The organism is Pseudoalteromonas sp. 68 DY56-GL68 (assembly GCF_041414825.1).
Lineage (GTDB): Bacteria > Pseudomonadota > Gammaproteobacteria > Enterobacterales > Alteromonadaceae > Pseudoalteromonas.
Genome location: NZ_JAOCZL010000018.1, coordinates 361773 through 381944 on the forward strand (window position 1 = coordinate 361773; position 20172 = coordinate 381944).

Consider the following 20172-nt stretch of genomic DNA (forward strand, 5'->3'; position numbering starts at 1 on the left):
GAATCTGAATCTGTCCATCCGATAATAATAAAAAGAAGATAAACTATGAGTACGGCGCTGTTTTTTGTTGGCGAATGGCAAGTTACCCCAAGCACAAATTCAATACGACGTGGTGAACAAGTCAAACATCTTGAACCAAAAGCGATGGATGTATTATTGCTGTTGTGCGAAAAACAGGGTGAACTGTTAGCCAGCGAAGAAATTATCAGCCACTGCTGGCCAAATGTAGCGCTTGGCGATAACCCGCTACACAAGGTAATAACGCAGCTTCGTAAAGCATTTGACGATAAAGCCAGTAGCCCGCAGTACATCGAAACCATTCGTAAGCGTGGTTACCGCGTAATTGCCAATATAAACTTCCCCCTTGATGAAGAGCAAAAAGCCAGCCAAACAGCTTGGCAAGGTGACTCGCCTTTTGTCGGGTTAAGTGCTTTTTCGCCTGATCAAGCAGGAGTATTTTTTGGTCGCAACAAGCAAATAGAAACCTTATTACAGCGAGTATCTGCACAGATTCAATTTGGCCGTGCCTTTTGTTTAATTTTAGGTTCGAGTGGTTCAGGAAAGTCATCCCTTGTAAACGCGGGTGTATTACCTGCCTTAATGAATACCAGTGGCTATGATGGCATACGTGTTCATAGTTACTGCCAACTAGACTTTGCCGACGTAAATAAAGACCGCTTATTGCTCGATTTAGCCTCTACCCTACTCGATTTAGAAATAAACGATGCCCCCGTGCTCAGTGATATGAGTGCTGAAACACTCTGCGAGTTATTAACCTCACAGCCAGAGCATATTATTAGTCGCTGCAAAGCTGCACTGGCTGAGCTTAATAATGAACACACCAAACCCTACTTATTTTTATTTATTGACCGCTTAGAAGTCTTATTATCGTCACCTTTATTCACAAATGACGAACGCAGTCAGTTTTTAAAACTCATAGAATGCTTAGCAACCAGTGACTGTATAATCATTTTTAGCGCTTGTCGTAATGATTTTTACCCGCAAGTGGTGAGTCAACCAAGTTTAATGGCAGGTAAAGCCAATGGCGCACATTTTGATTTATTAGCGCCCACACGCTCAGAGCTAAAGCAAATGATCCGCTTGCCTGCGCTTGCAGCGGGTTTAAGTTGGCAAACACACCCAGAACATCACACCCCCCTTGATGAGCAGCTGTGTAACGACACCGCCAATAACCCTGATGCACTGCCTATGCTGCAATACACTTTACAGCAGCTGTATTTGCAGCGCAGCCCAGACAATGAACTGCTATTTTCAGAATACCAAGCCCTAGGCACTATTGAAGGAGCGATTGGCCAAAAAGCCGAGCAAGTATTTTGCCAATTACCCAATGAGCAACAAGCAGAACTTGCCGTTGTGCTTTCAAGGCTGATCACGCTAAACCCAGACGGCGAAACACTCACCAGCCGCGCTGCACGTTGGAACGAGCTTACAAACCCCGCACAAACTAAGCTTGTGCAAGCCATGGTCGACAGCCGTTTGTTTGTATCGCACCTTAAAAATGAACAAGCCTGTTTTAGCCTTGCCCACGAAGCGCTGCTGCGCCACTGGCAGCGCGCTATCGATTGGGTAGCTGTGCATCAACAAAGCTTAGCGATAAAAAGCCGCGTACAACTTGCCACCGAGCGATGGCTGCTTGAGCACAAACACACCGACTTTCTACTAGCGCAAGGTAAACCCTTACAAGAAGCACATAGCCTTGTTAATAACCCTATGTTTAGCTTGTCGAACGATGAACTTGCTTTAATAAAAGCCTCGAATAAAAAAGCAAAACGTAAAAAACGTGTATTACAAATCACGGCAGCAACACTTGTGTGCTTAACCTTTATTGCCACATTTATGAGCGTGCGCAGCTACCATGCAGAACAAGTAGCAAAACAAAAACGCCAAGAAGCTGAGAGTTTACTGGGTTTTATGGTCGGTGAATTTGCCGACAAACTCAGAAGCGTTAAGCGCATGGATTTACTGGATGGTATTAGCAATAAGGCTCTTGAGTATTTTTCCAATCAAGACGAAGAAGCAGCGTCATTGTTTGATTTTAGTGATAAACAAGCTCAGTTTAATAACCGCTTTCAGTACGCTCAAACCTTAGAGGCCATGGGCGAAGTGGCCTACTCGCGCGGCAAAACCGACGAAGCCTTCACCGCCTTTGAAAATGCCCGTGTTCGACTAGAGTCTTTACTAAAAATTCAACCCAATAACCTTGATTTACTAATGCTCGCAGGGGCCAATGCTTTTTGGCTGGGGCAATTGCACTATGACAACAGCGACTATAAAGCCGCTGAACCTTGGCTAAAACGATACCAAGAATACAGCGAGCAAATGTACAAATTAGCACCCAACGATTTTAACTCAATTATGGAGCTATCTTATTCTTATAACTCGTTAGGTTCATTGTATTTGAAACAATTTAACTACATGCAAGCAAAACAGAGTTTTACCCAATCCCTTGAACTTAAAAACAGAGCACTAGAGCTTAAGCCTAATAATAAAAATTTATTAAGAGACAAGGCTGATACTATTAGTTGGATTGCAAGCACAGAAGAAAGACTTGGTAACTTTAAGGAAGCACTCACTCTGCTTAATCAGGCTGTTGTACAACACCAAAGTATGCTCAAAGAAACACCTGATGACGCGAGCTTGCAAAGTAACTTATCATATCTCTATATGCAGCAGAGTTATCTATTGAGTTATTTCCCAGTCAAAACCGACGCTTATTTAAAAGCTAAAAAAGCTGCTGAGATAATGGATCAATCTAGAAGTCAAGATCCTAAAAACAAAGCATTTCAGAAACAATATTATCGTTCATACGCATATCAATTAATGCTGTCAAATAAAGAAGCAGCTAACAACGACTTAAAAGAAGTAATAGATTTCGTCAATCAGCAAGACCTCACTGATGCGACCATCATAAAAATAAAAATAACTCTAATACAATATTTAATAAATTTTAAAAAGTTGAAAGGTGCTGAAGAACTATTAAAAAAGCTTGAAGACGACACAAATTTAAAGGAAAAACTTTCTGAAACTGATAAAGTTGAAAATAACTCGATCTTTATTAAGTTACATTTAATAAAAGCAAAACTAGCTAAAAATGAGATGGTTAGGATAGAAGCTTGCCAAACGGTAATCAATAGTATAGAGAGGAATAATATAGGCAGCAAAAGTATTAAAATCACCTACCCACTTGTACAAGCTTATACCTGCTTAAATAAATCAAGAGATGTCAGCACAATAAAAAATGAACTAATGAAGTTAGGTATCACTAACTTTGAACTATAAAAAAACAACTAGAAGGTAATAACATGAGCGAAAATAAAACCTACAACTTTACTGTCAATATTGCACTCAATAGTAATAATGAGGCGATATTTACATATTTCCAAAACGGTCAAGAAGTTTCTGGAGGTGGTACTGTTAAAGAAAGAAACAGCCTTGGAATTTACACACTAAATGAAGCAACTGCTGCGAAAGGCTTTAAATTTACTGGCGCTAAATTTACAAACCTTGAGGGCAATTGCGCGCAAGATTTTACTCCTACAGTTATTGACAACGGTCTGGCCATTCATATAACAGACTCGGATGAGAATAAAGGTATAGTTTGTATGGTTTTCACCGTACATTACAATGGTAATAACTATGAAAGTGCTGATCCACAAATAATTAATAAAGAAGAAGACTAAAGCACTTTTTGAAGGTTCCATCAAGGAGCCTTTTACCAAGCCCCACAACCTATAAAACTTTCAGCTAAATACATACAAAAGATTGTCACCAGAACAGAAAAGTGACACTATTGTATTATTAAAATAACTTTAATAATCATAACACTACATATTAAAAGGATTGTGTAATAAATGTATGTAAAACACGCGCTATTAAGTTTTTGCCTCCTCGGTACTTTTAGTACGATTGCGGTTGAAAATCTTAACAACAATGACCCACTGACTTCTCACCAATGGCATTTAAATGCCAACGATTCTGCTAGTACAGGTCTTAACCTCGTAGGCTCTGATTTAGTGGGTATAAAAGGTCAAGGTGTAACCGTTACAATTATCGACGGTGGTGTAGAGTTAACCCACCCTGATTTGTGGTCAAATGTGACCTATGGATCAATAAACTTACGTGATAGCAATCAGCCCCTTACTGATAGCGAAGGCCATGGCACAGCTGTTGCTGGCATTATTGCAGCGACTGAAAACAACAACTTAGGTGGCCGAGGCGTTGCTCCTTCAGCAAAAATTATTGGTTTTAACTACTTAGAATCGCAATCAATCAGTAACTGGCTGCTTTCTCATGGCTTTTCAGGTGATGAGCTTGCCAGCTCGCGCGTGTTTAATCAAAGCTATAGCAGCAAACCAACATTGTTCACTAATGTCGACGCATCACTAGCCATGAGCTTAAAAGAACACGCAATGAAGCAAGTTGTTTTAGACAGCAATGACGGTTTAGGTGCATTGTTTATAAAATCCGCTGGTAATGCTTATCAACAATACAATACATTTATTGGCGATACTGAATTCCAAGTTATGCCTTATGAGAACCAAGAGCATTTTAACAATTTTGGCCTTCCATTTCACAATGCCAATATTAGCGCTGACAATGCGAGCTTTTGGAACTTAGTGGTTTCTGCATACAATGCAGAAGGAAAATTAGCATCTTATTCTTCTGTTGGTGCGAATGTCTTTTTAACTGCACCAGGCGGAGAATATAGCCAAGATGGTGTGGGTATCACAACCACAGATTTAACAGGTTGTGACTTAGGGTATAACAGAGGCCATGACAATACACTAAATAACTTAGGTATTGATCCTTCTTGTGATGCGACCACAACAATGTATGGTACATCGGCCGCAGCGGCTAACACCTCGGGTGCTGTTGCACTGGTAATGTCTGCAAATCCACAACTGGATGCGCGCACCGTCAAACATGTGTTAGCAAAGACAGCTCGTAAAATTGATCAATCAAACCAAGGAGTCGCCCTTACTTTTACCAATAACAGCGATAATATTGTGAGCTATTCAGCTATTGATGGCTGGCAACAAAACAATGCAGGCTACCACTATCATTATTTTTACGGTTTAGGTGCGATTGATGTAGATGCAGCGGTTACCTTAGCGAAAGAAACAACCAGCAACTTACCCCCTTTAAAAACAACTGCATGGCAAACGCATAATAATCACACCATCATTCCTGATGCGAGCTTAAATGGCGCGCAAGATAATATGTCTAGCAATGAGGCGTTAACGATTGAAGCTGTACAGTTAAAAGTGTCGATTGATCATGCTCGTTTTAGAGATCTCGCTATTGAATTAATTTCTCCAGCAGGTACGCGTAGCGTTTTATTAAGCCCTCGTACTGGCCTTATTAACATTAATAACGATAGCATCGAGAATGCTGTTTTATTAAGTCAGCATTTTTATGGCGAATCATCTTTTGGTGATTGGAAAATTCGTTTAATCGATACTGACAAAGGTAATAGCCAAACGCTTTTACATAATGAAAAAACAGGTTTATTAAGTATGAATGACGAAAATAATAGCCTTGATGGAGTATTAAAATCATGGTCGCTGCGTTTCTATGGTCATTAATAAAGGAATTATGATGAAAACTAACAACTATTTTGTTTCTGCTATATTAATTTTTTCTATTCTTTTTTCTGTCAATGTAAGTGCGGCAGATATTACCTCAGGCAAAGCTCTTTTGACTCAATTAGCAAGTTCTAATAATACTAATTTAGCGGTGGGTGACATTATCACTGACCAACAAAATGGAGCAGGTTTACAGCTAACGGGCGATTTAGTGTTAAAACTTACAGAGTCAGTTTATTTTGCTGACATTGCAACTCGCCATCAGTTAACACTCAAACATCAGCTCAGTGATTTTTTTGTTGTGAGCGCCGATTCAGCTAACCTCAGCCAATTATTAGCTCAATTAGCGAATGAACAAGCGATAATTCAAGTACAAATGGATACGCGAAAACTGGATCAAAGTGCTGATCCACAAATAAAGAATGATAGAGAAAACTAAAATCATGTTGTTAAAGGCTCTTTAGAATGAGCCTTTTATTATTTTAAAACAATAACTTAAAACCAGAAGGTTACCAGAAGGTTTATTTGCACTTTTTTAAGTAACTTTATAGACACCAAAAACGTTTGCATTGGCAAAAAGGAACGAGAGTGTCTATTTCCAACAACAAAAATAAACAAACAAGCAAAATCACAAACCACGCTGAGGGTACGTTACCTAACTCTATAAACTCAGATCAGCTCGCGTTAATTGCACAGATGTTTCAGCACATGGCTGAGGGTGTTTTTATCATCAATGGTCAAGGCACGTTTGAATTTGCCAACCCGATGGCTGCGCAACTTTTTGGTGATAACCAAGAGGCCTTAATTGGTCAAAACCTATTACATTATCTGCACGATACCGACCGCGATAAATACATGTATACACTACTCAGTTGGTTAGATCATAAAGACTCACCAATTAGTTTAGGGCCGAATGAGGTTAAAATTAATCGTGCCGACAATAAAACCCTTGATGCTGATTTATGTATATCAAGCTTACCTAAAAATATCGCTATTGCAGATAACTTATTTATTTGCGTTTTACATGATTTGTCATCACATAAAGAGCAGTATAATCGCTTAATAAAACAAGCCACAACCGATCACTTAACAGGCCTTGCAAACCGCCTTACTTTGGAAGAGTCATTAAAAAAACATTGGCAAGAAAGTGTGCAAACAAATCAAGCTATTAGCACTATATTAATTGATATTGATTATTTTAAACTATTTAACGATCGGTTCGGCCATGTTAAAGGTGATAAGTGCTTACAAAAAGTAGCGAGTATAATTGCAGAGTCACTGCCCTCTCATGACTGTTTAGCAGCGCGTTATGGTGGTGAAGAATTTGCCGTTATATTACCAAGGTGTCAAAAAGACACAGCCGCAGCAATTGCAAAACATATTCAAATTAAAATCAATACAATGTCATTTACAGATATAGGTTTGCCCAGTGATTTCAGAATAAGTGTAAGCCAAGGCATTGCGTGTGAATTTAATAACCAATACCGTACATCAGAGGCGTTAATTTGCGCAGCCGATACCGCGTTGTACCGTGCCAAAACAGAGGGGCGCAACAAGATCAGCATTAGCGCGTAAACACATAATTAACAACATAAAAAACTAATTAACAAGTCGCGTTAGTTACACATATACTATACTTTTATGTTATTTGTTTGTTCCCATTATGCGTTTTACACTGCGCTAAAATAGATAAGTCAGATGGGAATCAATAATGGCATTATTCAACAAATTACCTTTGCAACTTGCAATCGCAAGTACGCTTGCTGCATCAGTGACTGCAATCGCTGCTGAGCAACCTGCTGAAAATACAGCAAAAGATATTGAAGTTATTTCAGTGACGGGCACACGTCGTAGTTTACGTAGCTTGTCAGAAAGTACTGTTCCGGTTGATTTATTAACAAGCCGCGACTTAGCAAGCACAGGTCAGCTTGAAATTAGCCAAGTACTTGCCTCTCAGTTACCTAGTTTTAACTACCCAAGTGCAACCCTTGCCGATGGCACTGACCACGCAAAACCTGCTGTATTACGTGGCCTTGCACCGGATCACACACTGGTATTAGTCAACGGTAAACGCCGCCATGCGGGTGCCCTATTAAATTTAGGTGGTACCGTAGGTCGTGGTTCAACGGCGGTTGATTTAAATAATATTCCTACCTCAGCAATTAAACGCGTAGAAGTACTGCGTGATGGCGCTGCCGCGCAATATGGTTCAGACGCCATTGCTGGTGTAATTAACATTGTACTAAAAGATGCCGACGAAGGCGGTAGTGTAAGCTACACCTATGGTGAGTACGACACACAAATGGCAGGCTCGCCACAATTATTAGGCACAAGCGCAGATAGCGAAGGCAACTTAAGCTTTGCAAAAGGTGCTGACCGCAAATTAAACGACGGTATTTCGCGCACCGCAAGCGCTAATGCGGGTTTCTCATTTGCAGATAATGGCTTTATTAATATTTCAATTGAATCGCGTAATAACGAGCCAACTAACCGCTCAGGTATTGACCAGCGTGAACAATATAGCCGCGATGCAAACGGTAACCTAGACCCACGTGAATTCGACTTTGACCGCTATAATCACCGTTTTGGTAAAGCCGATATTGAAGATATCGCCCTATTCTATAACCTAGGTTATGAGTTTAACGACACGTTATCGCTGTATTCATTTGCTAGTTACTCAAACCGTAAAGGTAATTCAGCTGGTTTTTATCGCCGTGCAAAAGACTCTCGTAACTTACCTGAAGTATATCCTGACGGTTTCTTACCACAAATTGATACCGACGTAGATGACTACTCATTTGCTATTGGCCTGAACGGCGAAACCAATGAGTGGACATGGGATCTAAGCAGCAACTATGGTCGTAATGACTTTGGTTTAGGTGTTAGCAACAGTTTAAACACGTCAATGGGCGTAAATAGCCCAACTGAGTTTGATAACGGTGCGCTTGTGTACGAGCAATACTTAGTTAACATGGATGCCAGCAACACGCTTGATTTAGGCTTACCTGACGATGTTTTTGTTACCATTGGTGCTGAGTATCGCCACGAAAACTACCAAATTAAAGCAGGTGAAACAGCCTCTTATATCACGGTACTTGATGATGCAGGCAACCCTGTTGCTGCCGGTGGTGCACAAGTTTTAGCAGGCTTTTCACCTGACAGTGCAACTGATGAAAGCCGCCATAATGTCGCTGTATTTGCTGAGTTTGATACCTACCTCACAAGCGACTGGAATGTGGTTCTTGCTGGCCGCTTTGAAGATTACAGTGACTTTGGTAGTACTTTTACATCAAAACTGGCTTCTCGTTACAGCGTAAGTGAATCATTGTCTCTGCGTGGTGCAATTAGTACTGGGTTTAGAGCACCATCACTTGCACAAACGTCTTACAAATCGGTAAGCACGGTATTTGAAAATGGTATTCCAAGTGAAGTTGGTTTGTTCCCTGTTGATGAACCTGCGGCGCGCGCACTGGGTGCTCGTGACCTTGATGCAGAAGAATCAGTCAACATGACTGCGGGCTTTATTTTTACGCAAGGTAACTTTAGCTTAACGCTTGATGCATATCGCATCGACATTGATGACCGTATTGTGTTGTCTGAAAACTTAAGTGGCCCTGCCGTAGAAGCTATTTTAGCCGGGGCCGGTGAGCAAAATACTCAAAGCGTTCGCTACTTTACCAATGCCATTGATTCACGTACGCAAGGTGTTGATATTGTTGCAACCTATTCATTAGGGCTTGAGAACTACGGTGACTTACGCTTAAGTGCAGCCGTTAACTTTAATGACACCGAAGTCACTCATGTTAAAGAAAATCCTGCTGAGCTTGAAGCCCTTGGTGATAGCTACGAATACTTTGCGCGTCGTGAAATTACTCGCTTCGAAGAAGGCACGCCAGCAAATAAGTGGAACTTATCTGCAACATGGGACGTTGAAAACTTCCAAACAACACTTCGCGCCACGCGTTACGGCGAAGTGGTGGATACATCAAGCACACCAGAAGGTGATGAAGTCATTGATGCAAAATGGATCACTGATTTAGAGGTGGCATACCGCCCATCTGCACAATGGAAATTTGCTGTTGGCGCAAACAACTTATTTGATCAGTACCCACAAGATACTGTAAGCAACATAGGTTACAGCGACTTTAATCAAATTTTCACTTATAGTGCGTTTACACCTTATAGTTTAGATGGCCGTTTCATCTACGGTAACATCACTTATAACTTCTAAAAATAATCGGTGCTGGCTTAGGCTAGCACCGCTTCCTTATAAAAATATAACTCATTTAACCAACTTTTTTCACACTTGCTGCGACTAACTTAATAACGCAACCCATTAAGGACAGCATTATGAATTTAGTACGCATCACAGCATCAGCTCTATTAGCCGCAGCCACCACTGCCTGTATTGGTCTTTCTAACGCAAGCACGACTATTGACGATAACAACTACCGTGTTATCACCTTTAAGGACTGTAAAAAAGTGCATGAAGGCACGTTAAACAACGAGCAAATCGCCGCCTATCAACAATTAAAGCGTGAGCAAGAAAAGCTTGAATCACTGGAGCTGCCCCTCACTGATATGGAGCAGCAAGTCACAGAATATTCACAGCAAATAGAAGCAATTACAGAAAAGGCCGTGGTAGAAGATGAAAACCACCTAAGAATCAACAAAGATTTATTAAAAGAGCAAGATGCATTAACTCATAAACTTGATTCGCTCATTGCTTCTCATGATGCCGACTTTAAAGCGTTAAATGAGCAAGCTAAACAGATGGAAAAAGCGGCTAAGTTATTTGATGAGGCTATGAAACCTATGATGCAGCAGGGTGAATCGACTCATTTGCAAATTTTAGCGCCAGGCGAAGCTGAAAAATCAGGCTGCTTTTACTCTATCTAAAGCGCACTTTTAAGCTGTGTATAAAGAGCGGTATGCGTTTGACGAATATCGTCTTTATGCACTTGCTTAAACCACTTAACAGCTTGCTCATGATTACCTGCTTGCCAGTTTAGCTCAGCTAAACGTAACTTATAGATAGCGAGAATAAGTTGATCAGTCGATTCACTCATATGCTCAAGTGCTTGTTGATAATAATGCGCCGCTTTTGAGTAATGCTCTAATAATTGATGAGTACGTGCCAAGTTCCCTAGTGCAAGGGTTATTTTACGAGCATGACTGGTCTTTAAAATCCAGTCAACTGCGGCCTCTCTACTGATCAAAGCACTCTCTAAATCACCCAAAGAATGAAATACATGGGCTTTGTTTGATGACAACTCAAAATGAAAAATAGGGTCTTTGCTCTTACCAAATCGACGCTCGGCTTTATCAAGAATTTGTAAAGCCGTTTCTTTATTACCAAATACATGCTGTAAATTTGCCAATTCAACCATGCGCATTGGATTACCAAACGAGTCAAAAATAGCCTGTAGCTTTTCAAACGCTTTAGTTGCGTACTTTTGAGCGACATCATGCTCCCCGAGGTAGTGCATTGATTTAGCATAATAAAAGTACACCTGAACTTGAAATACTTGAGGCAGTTCAGTTAGTTGAATGAAAGGTTCGGTATGTTCTTTTAAGGTAAGAAAGTCCATTTGATCATAATAATAATCAAACTGATACGACTTAATTTCATACCAACGGTCTGAATGATGTTCACTGTTTTTGAGTTGTAGGCTGATATAGTCTAGGCAACTTAATTGCTTTTGCTGCGCGCAATAAACCTCATGGTCACTGAAGTTTTCAGAAGCACAGCTCTGAAAAGGCAACAAACCGAGTAATAACAGCATTAATCTATTTTTCATTCACTACTTTCTCAGTGATCACACACATAAAAAGTAACAAAAAAGAATTAATTTTGACAGTGGTTTTTTAATTTATTGTTACAAATGTAATTAAACAAGAAGCCTTTATAAAGGCTTCTTGTTTATTTTTGACGCTAAAGTAGCAGTAAGCTACCCAAACCAAGGAAAGTGACAAAGCCGACAATATCAGTAACTGTAGTCAAAATAACTGAGCCCGAAAGTGCGGGATCTATTTTAAGTTTATCCAAAATAGACGGGATCACTACACCTGATAGTGATGCAGCAACTAAGTTTAATAGTATGGCAATCGTAATTGTTAAACTCAGCATGCCGTCGTTAAACCAGAAGTAAGTGAGCACACCAATTACAAACGCCCATACACACCCATTTAATGCCCCCACTCTAAGTTCTTTTTTCAATAGTGCTCTGCGGTTAGAGTCTGTCACCTGACCTAGTGCTAAACCGCGCACAATAACCGTTAACGTTTGGCTTCCTGCAATTCCGCCCATCGACGCAACCACAGGCATCAATACCGCAAGTGCTACAACCTGCTCAATGGTCGCGCCAAATAAGCCGATAAACCAAGAGGCTAAAAACGCAGTAGCCAAGTTAATACCCAACCAAATACCGCGGTTTTTTGCAGACTTTGTTACACTTGAGAACAGATCTTCGTCTTCACGAAGACCACCGGCTTTAGCAGCGGCTTCGTCGGTTACTTCTTGGCGCAATTCATACGCCGATGACACTGATAAGCGGCCTAGCAGTTTGTTGTCGGCATTCACCACCGGCATGGCCATTTTTTCGCTATGAATAACCACTTCAGCAGCTTCGTATAGGTCATCATCCGCATGCAAAGCCGACACATCAAGGTTCGCGTAATCAAGTAAGCTGTCGTTATCGTTGGCTTTAAATAGAGTATTGATTGCCACTTCACCGATCAATGTCCCCTTGCGGCTCACTAAATAAATAACTTCGGTATATTGCGGTAATCCTTTTTGAAAAATCTTACGGGCACCTGCTACGGTGAGCTTTTCCGACACTTTTAAGGCATCAAAATCTAACCAGTGACCTAATTGTTCTGGATTATATTGTTGTGCTAACTCATATTGTTTTGTTTGAACTTCGTCGAGTTGGCGACGGGCATAATCAACAAACCGCTCAGGAATGATTTCTTCAAGTTCAAGTAACTCTTCAACACTGACTTCATCAAGTAACTTGAAACCCTCAGCTTCATCTAAGCTTTGTAATAGCCAACGACAACTATCGCCACCTAAATTAATAAAAATTTCGTGTTGTGTATCTTCATCAAGTAGCTGCCATATCTCTAAACGTTGCTCTTTAGGTAAGGCTTCAAATAAAAGCGAAAGATGCTCTGTAGAGAGTTTTTCTTTGGCATCAGCAAGTAACTTGTTTTTACGCGTGGTGGTATCACACTGTAATAGCTCATCAATGAGCTGCGGAAGTTGGTCAACAGGGTATTCAATCATCTGCAAACTCGGTTAAATACATCAATAACAACAGTCTAACCTAGCTTTATAAAAATAACTGCTACTCAATAAATTTATTTTTAAACTAAATTTTTAATTGGCTTGGGGTGATCCCCGTCCAGCGTTTAAACGCACGCCTAAAGTTTGCTATATCGTAAAACGATAAGCGCATAGCCACTTGCTCATTGCATTGCTTACGCATGGCAAGTAGGTAAATCGCTTTGCGCTTACTTTGCTCATCATACAATGCTGAAAAACGCACATTATGCGCTTTGAGTTTGCGTTTGAAGGTTGCTGAACTCATGGCAAAAACATGAGCCACTTGATCTAAGTTAAGAGCTGGAGTTTGATAAATTAATCGCCCTACAGCCTCGACAAACGTTGTATTGGCATAATTGTATGCTGCAAGCTGTGAGTTAATTTGCGAAAAACGAAAACTACTAAAAGCAGGGTTTTCCATTCGCAATACTTCTTTATTAAATATCCATTGTGTTATTGGCTTTTCAAACGCGACTTTTAATCCTAGATGTTGCTCGTATTCTTGGCTATGTCTGGCACGTTTATAAGCAAAATCAAAGTGGCAATGAATGCGCTCGCCCGCTACTTTTTTAAGGGTTTGATAAAACGCTGCACTGTAAATTTCCATAACATATTGACTCATTTCATCATCAAGGCCGACAGCGTTTTGCAGCACAATATGATATTGCTCATTGTGTAGATAACTATAACTAAACAATAACGGAGCCAATTGCATACGCAGCGCGTGCAATTGCTTAAGTGCCTGACCAATACTTGGGCTTTGCAGTACGCCTTGGGCGGCAACGGAGGTATCGTTAGCAAGCTGGCTGCCCAGCAAAAACCCACTGTCCGCGGATTTCATCAAGACCTTAAATTGAGCCAGCAAACGTACTTGCTGTGAAATACTAAACTGATGTTGCACACTCATTAAATCTTGCTCAAACACCCCTGTGCCTCTAAGTAATTTATGAAGCTCCACTCCACGACTCAAAGCAAGCTCTACTAGCGTGGTAATAAGCCCCTGTGCAGTTAGGTATTTGTCATCTTGATTAAGATACGGCTTCACTATGACTCACTCTTTGTTGTTTTTGTTGTTGTAGCTGGGTATGCAAGCGAGCGCTCAAACTGTGCGCTGAATCATCTTGTTTTCGGCTCACCAAAGCAGACGAAACATGTTGAAACTTAGCCTGTTTAGCGCCTTCAACTTTAAAAGCACAATGTGTCAGCGCGGCGACTATTTGCGTTACCAGCTCTTTGCCTTGTTGCTCAGTTGTATTTGGCATCAACACCATAAAACAGTCGCCTGCATAGCGGCATACAACATCACTCAAGCGACAGTTCATTAACACCAGTTCACTTACCTCGCTCAATAAGCGATCGCCTTCCATAAAGCCAAATTCAGCATTAAAGTTTGAAAAGTCTCGGATATCAATTGCCGCCAACTGCAAAGGTTGTGGCACAGTTAATTGGTCTTTCAGTACGTTTTGCAAATAATTGGCTTTGTAAAGTCCTGTGATCGAGCACACTAATTCATGCTCGCGATGCATTGCTTCACGACGCTTTAGTTGGCGATTTAATACATATTGCTCCTTGTGCCATTGATATAGCCCAATGCTTGTAAAAATCATCCCTATGGGGGCAGGTAAAGATTCAATCCATGTTAGCCAAGTGTTAGTTGGTTGATGTAACCACTCATCAAATAAATCCAAAGAGGCTGAAAACATAAAAAGCCCAAGCCCTAAAACTAAAAAAGTGGTGACTTTACTGGGAGGCCTTGAAATAAGCAGTGCTGCAATCCATGTCAGTGTCATCAACACAATGCCACCTTCACCTAAAATATCTAACCATGCAATATCGGCAAGTGGTTTTAACTCCCCTGCTTGTGCGCTTAGCAAAAATGCAATTACAAACAGAGCAATCACAACATTGGTTAACAATCGATGATGAGTAAAAGGGTTAAATCGCATTCTCTATACCTAACAATAAATCACACTGCCATGCTAACCCGTTAGCATTTAAAGCAGCAGGGTCATATTAGCTCAATGATGTGACAGCAAAACGACAATACTCCCTTTTTAAACCCTTTAAGCGTTGTATTTACTTTAATTGAATGGGGTGATTGCAGCTCAAAATGCTTTTAAAACACCTCTAATTGCTTGTTTTTACTGGTTGTTAGCGGTTTTTTGTCACATTTGCGTCATTTAAGCTGGGTAGTTTGCTCTCAAAACCAAGGACAATCAGGAGTAACCCATGAAACAATTTAAAACGAAGGCGTTAGTCAGCGCCCTCGCCTTATGTCAATTCGGTGCCTATGCACAAGATGCACAAACGACAGATGAGAAAAAAGTAAAAGTCTCTGAAGAGCTTGTTGTGTATGGTGAAATTGGTTATCGCAACCGTTCACAAGAACTTGCCCCCACACTTGAGTATTCGCAAGAATACTTCCAGCGCTTTGAACCACTTACCGCAGGGGATGCATTGAAGCGTGTACCGAGTGTGACGTTTTTGTCTGACGTTTTAGAGTCAGACGGAGCACGTATGCGAGGCCTGAGCCCTGCTTATACGAAGGTGCTTATTAATGGCGAAGAAGTGCCAGGCGCAGGTGCAGACCGCTCATTTTTTGTTGACCGCATTCCTGCTGAGCTAATTGAGCGTGTAGAAATTATTCGTGCATCAAGTGCAAACCGCTCAGCCGATGCGATTGCAGGTACACTTAACATCGTTCTTCGTGATGGCTACAGTTTAGATGGCGGTTATTTGCGTGCGGGTGGCCTACGTTATGACGATGGCGAATTAAAAGAAAGCTTTGCAGGCGTTTACGGTACTGAGTTTGCAGGTGGCCGCTTATTACTTGGTGCAAACTTACAAGGCCGTTATAACCCAAAACAAAAATCAAGCCGACGCTATGGCGACAGCCCTGAAAATAACGCCAATTATCAAATGGAAGAGTTTGATAACCGCGAAGATCAAACCGACACCCGCGACGGTGACGATACATCACTCAATGCCAGCTACGAAATCGCCTTTGATAATGGTAGTAAATTCGATATAAGCGCTATTTGGGTTGATACAGACCGAACAGAAGATGAACGTTCATTTGAATACGATGACCCAACTGCCACCAGCAATTCGATTGTTGAAGGGGGCAATCTTGAAACCGACAATGCCAATGTGTCTTATATTGATCAAACCAACTACAACATCAACTCAGGCTATGAGCTACCACTCTTTGGTGGCACCAGTAAATTCAAGTTAGGCTTTGCACGCTTTGAAGAGTCTGTATACGAGCAAGAAGTAGAAATTGATACCTCTGAACTTCCTATGGTATTCGAAGAAGAGGAAGAAACCGTTGATATTGACGATAAAGAGTGGTCATTGCAATGGCAACACAGCCTATTTGCAGGTGAAAATAAAACCATTCAATTTGGTGCATTTTTACAAGGTAAAGAGCGTGATACGGCGGTTTATCAAGCCGAAGGGGAAAGCGAACAAAACTTTGCAAGCTGGGATCAGTTCAGCAAAACACCACTGTCACTGGCAGGCTTTAACAACGAGTTTGAAGCAGCGGCTGGCGGTGTAAATACACTAAAAGAAGACCGCTTAGATGTGTTTGCACTGATAAAACACGAAGATCAAGATTTCTCGTGGGAAATGGGTGTGCGTTATGAGTCAACCGACTCAAACATTACCGATAAAACTGAAGGTGTAACAGCAGACAATGACTACGACTTTTTCTTACCGTCGGCCCATTTACGCTACAACGTTTCTGAAAACGGCCGTATAAGTGCGTCTGTTGCACGCAGCTTACGCCGCCCAGACTTTGATTACATCACCCCTGCTCTACTTGAAAAAGAATTAGGCGATAACGACTTTTTAGGTAACCCAGACCTTCAGCCAGAATCATCGTGGGGTATGGACCTAGGATATGAGTATCGCTTAGGCAAAAGCGGCGTAGTGGGTATCAATGTTTTCTACCGTGATGTTTCTGACCTTATTGAAATTGCGAATACTGGCGTAGAAGGTTCAGAAGGCGAAGGCACCTATATATTACAACCACGTAACACAGGTGATGGTACTGTGAAAGGGGTTGAACTTGACTTATCAACGCCTCTTTCGGCCCTTAGCATGCCAAACACTGGGGTGTTTTTTAACTACTCATGGCTTGATTCAGAAGTAGATGACGCCTTTGGTAGCCGTAAATTTAACGACCAATCTGACTACGTATTTAACGTTGGCTTTATTCAAGACCTACCTGATTTAGGCGCTTCATTCGGTGCAACTTACCGTAAACAAGGTGATGCTTATGGTCGTATCGTGGGTGAAGAAGTGACTACACACTACGGCGCAGACCTTGAAGTATTCGTAGAAAAACGCTGGCAAGACGTCACGCTTCGTTTAGTGGGTTCAAACCTACTAGATGCAAGCAAAGACGAGAGCTTTAACAAGTTCGACACCGTTGATGACCAAATCAACCGCGACTTTGACGAGTATGAACTGGAATCTGAAGAAGCAGGCCCAGTCATTCAGTTAATGCTGCGCTACGCGTTTTAATACACAAAGAGTTATTAAGGCAGCTCACTGCTGCCTTGTTTTATAATTGGGGATCCCATGAATTTTACAAAACCACTAAACCTTGCTGCCAGTGCAATATTGCTAAGCACCCTCGCAGCCTGTAGCCAAACAACGGCAACCGAGGCACCAGTTAAAAACCAATTAACTGCCTTTGGCACAACTGAAAATATGCAAGGCTCACAAGCAGCAGCCATTGCTGATGACGCTTGGCTATTAAGTTCACAAAGCCAAGGTTTACAACTGATAGATGCGAAAGGCGCTACGCATATTCTTAAAAAAGGGAATTTTGAAGCCTTATCTGTTAAATCAATCAATAATAATAACTACCTCGTTGCAAGTATTGATAACGAAGCCGACCAAGCGGTTATTTTTAGCTTACAAAAAACACCGAAATGGCAGTTAACTGAAATTAGCCGTATTACACCACCAAAAGCAAAACCAGAGGCAGTGTGCTTATTTGCAAACCCAACGACTCAAGCTGTGTCGGCGTTTGTAGCAGACGCTCGTGGTCTTATTCGTGAAACCTTAGTATTTGATATTGAAAATAAGCGCTCATTAAATATTGAATTGCGCGAATTTGCAGGGGTTAGTGAAACATCAGGCTGTGCGGTTGATGATAACAGTAAAACCCTTTATGTAAGTGAAGGCGAAGTAGGCATTTGGCAAATTAACGCTGATGCCGAATCTCGTGCCGATAAAAAACCCCTTGCTATGATGGCACCATTCGGCACTTTAGCCCCTGAGGTCGGCGGTTTAACAACAACAAGTGACGGTAGCTTATGGTTCACGACCTCAGAAAATAACCAATTGCACCGCCTTGAGAGCAAAACAACGCGCTTTAACAACTGGCAATTTGCAGATGAACTTGCAATTGAATCTGCTGCAATACGCTTTAACAGCAATCAAGCCGATATCGTGCTTTACGATGATGAATCAGGTCATTATCTTAAGGGGCAAATCGACGCCCTGCCAGAGCAGCAAAACAAGGCTAAAACAACGGCTATTACTTATATCCATGCACAAGCACAAACCGATGCAGTGCGTGCTTTTGGTGATGCCGCCGATGATCCTGCTATTTGGGTTAACCCTAATAATGCAGCTAACAGCTTAATTCTGGGTACTGATAAACGTCGTGGCTTGATGGTGTACGATCTTGCAGGAAAAGAATTACAAGCATTGGAAACAGGCCGATTAAATAATGTAGATGTACGCCAACATTCAAGCATTGATAACTCTACAAATACGTGGATCACAGGCAGTAATCGTACTTATAACAGCATTAGTGTGTATACCGTTGATAAACGAAATAAAGTACAACACTTAGCTGAGCTGCCAACTACTCTAAAAGAAATTTACGGTATGTGTATGTATTCATCAAACACAGGCAACTATGTGTTTATGAATGATAAATCGGGGCTTTTTCAACAATATAAACTAACTGGTAATAATGAGGGTGTATCAGCACAACTAGTACGTGAATTTAGTGTTCCAAGCCAACCTGAGGGGTGTAGTGCTGATGATACAACCGCAGAGCTATTCTTAGGCGAAGAAGATGAAGGTATTTGGTTTATAGGTGCTGAGCCAAACGCTGGTAGTGAACCTGTTATGCTACAAACCGTAAACGATATACTGGTGGATGATATCGAAGGCATGGAAATCTACCACGCTAAAGATGCCCGTTATTTAGTGGTTTCTAGCCAAGGTGACTATACATATGTGCTCTATAAAATAATTGATGGTAGTACACCTAGCCTTGAATTTTCGGGTAAATTTGCAATAAGCAATAACCTTGAACAAACCATTGACGGTGTATCAGAAACTGATGGCTTAACCGTTACACCTGCATCTTTACCTGGTTACCCTGAAGGTGTACTCATAGTGCAAGATGGGTATAACCGAATGCCACAAGCGCCACAAAACTTTAAAATTATTGACTGGCGTGAAGTAAAAAAAGCGCTTAAATAATGAAGTTGCTGAACTTAGTGATGGTGCTGAGGTAACTCAGCACCTTTTTTATTTCTATAACCCATAGCAAATCAGGCGCTAAGGATTAAATCAGTGTACTTAACCACCAAAGCAGCAAGACCAGAATAGAGATACCTACAAGCGCCTTGGTTTTATGCTTTTGAATAATACGTTCAGCTTGATTACCCGCATAATATACTACGGCAGCTAAAGCAAAATACCGTATTGATCGGGCAATAACCGTCGCTAATAAAAACAATACAATGGAGTATTTCGTGGCTCCAGCAGCGAGCATCGCAATCTGAAACGGAATGGGCACAATACCTAACGTTAAAACAAACCAAAAACCTTGTGACTGCATTTTTTGCTTCACTTGTTCGAACTGCTCTGGATTCGAAAAGGTATTTATGACCCAATCGCCAACAATATCAAACAAATAATAACCCAAGGCATAGCCAAATACTGCACCAATAATACAACCAACAGTCGCCATTAGCGCAATAAGCCAGAGTTTTTCACGGCGCGCTTGCATTAAAGGAACAAGCACCGCTTCTAACGGGATGGGCACTATGGTTGACTCTAAAAAGGATGCCACCGTAATCGATTTAAGCATATGTTTAGAATCAACAAACTGCCGTGTTTTTTGCTTAAGCTTTTTTCCTATTGCCATCATCTATCCTTAAGAGTCGTATTCATTTTAGCGTACAGCAAAAATCCTTAACC

The 20172-nt window shown here is 41.2% G+C and carries 14 protein-coding genes; 9 read left to right on the top strand and 5 right to left on the bottom strand.

What is annotated here, in order from left to right; all coding sequences use genetic code 11:
- The first annotated feature begins 45 nt into the window (after positions 1–45).
- The 7 genes from NYF15_RS10130 to NYF15_RS10160 all read left to right on the top strand — a co-directional run bounded on the left by NYF15_RS10130 (position 46) and on the right by NYF15_RS10160 (position 10505).
- Entirely contained in the window at positions 46–3300 is a 3255-nt protein-coding gene (locus tag NYF15_RS10130; protein ID WP_371353469.1) for a winged helix-turn-helix domain-containing protein, read from the top strand.
- Between the two features lie 23 nt (positions 3301–3323).
- A complete protein-coding gene (locus NYF15_RS10135; protein WP_371353470.1) occupies positions 3324–3701 on the top strand; it encodes a DP-EP family protein in 378 nt (125 codons plus the stop codon).
- 171 nt (positions 3702–3872) lie between these two features.
- The gene (locus NYF15_RS10140) at positions 3873–5606 is read left to right on the top strand and encodes a S8 family serine peptidase (RefSeq protein ID WP_371353471.1); all 1734 of its coding nucleotides are present in this window, start codon (positions 3873–3875) and stop codon (positions 5604–5606) included.
- On the top strand, positions 5596–6045 hold the full coding sequence (locus NYF15_RS10145) for a hypothetical protein (protein WP_371353472.1): 450 nt from the start codon (positions 5596–5598) through the stop codon (positions 6043–6045). The genes NYF15_RS10140 and NYF15_RS10145 overlap by 11 nt, the downstream gene beginning before the upstream one ends.
- 155 nt (positions 6046–6200) lie before the next feature.
- A complete protein-coding gene (locus NYF15_RS10150) occupies positions 6201–7181 on the top strand; it encodes a GGDEF domain-containing protein (protein WP_371353619.1) in 981 nt (326 codons plus the stop codon).
- Between the two features lie 136 nt (positions 7182–7317).
- Entirely contained in the window at positions 7318–9837 is a 2520-nt protein-coding gene (locus NYF15_RS10155) for a TonB-dependent receptor plug domain-containing protein (protein WP_371353473.1), read from the top strand.
- A 119-nt stretch (positions 9838–9956) separates the two neighbouring features.
- On the top strand, positions 9957–10505 hold the full coding sequence (locus NYF15_RS10160) for a hypothetical protein (RefSeq protein ID WP_371353474.1): 549 nt from the start codon (positions 9957–9959) through the stop codon (positions 10503–10505).
- On the opposite strand, the gene NYF15_RS10165 is transcribed toward NYF15_RS10160, so the two are convergent.
- From NYF15_RS10165 to NYF15_RS10180, 4 genes are all read right to left on the bottom strand, one after another.
- Entirely contained in the window at positions 10502–11407 is a 906-nt protein-coding gene (locus tag NYF15_RS10165; protein ID WP_371353475.1) for a hypothetical protein, read from the bottom strand. The genes NYF15_RS10160 and NYF15_RS10165 overlap by 4 nt on opposite strands.
- 134 nt (positions 11408–11541) lie before the next feature.
- On the bottom strand, positions 11542–12894 hold the full coding sequence (locus tag NYF15_RS10170; protein ID WP_237119516.1) for a magnesium transporter: 1353 nt from the start codon (positions 12892–12894) through the stop codon (positions 11542–11544).
- 85 nt (positions 12895–12979) lie between these two features.
- Positions 12980–13978, bottom strand: a complete 999-nt coding sequence (locus tag NYF15_RS10175; protein ID WP_371353476.1) for an AraC family transcriptional regulator ligand-binding domain-containing protein — start codon at positions 13976–13978, stop codon at positions 12980–12982.
- Positions 13962–14879 (bottom strand): GGDEF domain-containing protein, encoded by a 918-nt coding sequence (locus NYF15_RS10180; RefSeq protein ID WP_341804040.1) that lies wholly within the window; start codon positions 14877–14879, stop codon positions 13962–13964. The genes NYF15_RS10175 and NYF15_RS10180 overlap by 17 nt, the downstream gene beginning before the upstream one ends.
- A gap of 283 nt (positions 14880–15162) precedes the next feature.
- Between NYF15_RS10180 and NYF15_RS10185 the strand changes: the two genes are divergently transcribed.
- Positions 15163–17463, top strand: a complete 2301-nt coding sequence (locus NYF15_RS10185; protein WP_371353477.1) for a TonB-dependent receptor plug domain-containing protein — start codon at positions 15163–15165, stop codon at positions 17461–17463.
- Positions 17464–17520: 57 nt separating this feature from the next.
- Entirely contained in the window at positions 17521–19449 is a 1929-nt protein-coding gene (locus NYF15_RS10190; protein ID WP_371353478.1) for a phytase, read from the top strand.
- An 85-nt stretch (positions 19450–19534) separates the two neighbouring features.
- On the opposite strand, the gene NYF15_RS10195 is transcribed toward NYF15_RS10190, so the two are convergent.
- A complete protein-coding gene (locus tag NYF15_RS10195; RefSeq protein ID WP_130151173.1) occupies positions 19535–20119 on the bottom strand; it encodes a YqaA family protein in 585 nt (194 codons plus the stop codon).
- Positions 20120–20172: the final 53 nt, after the last annotated feature.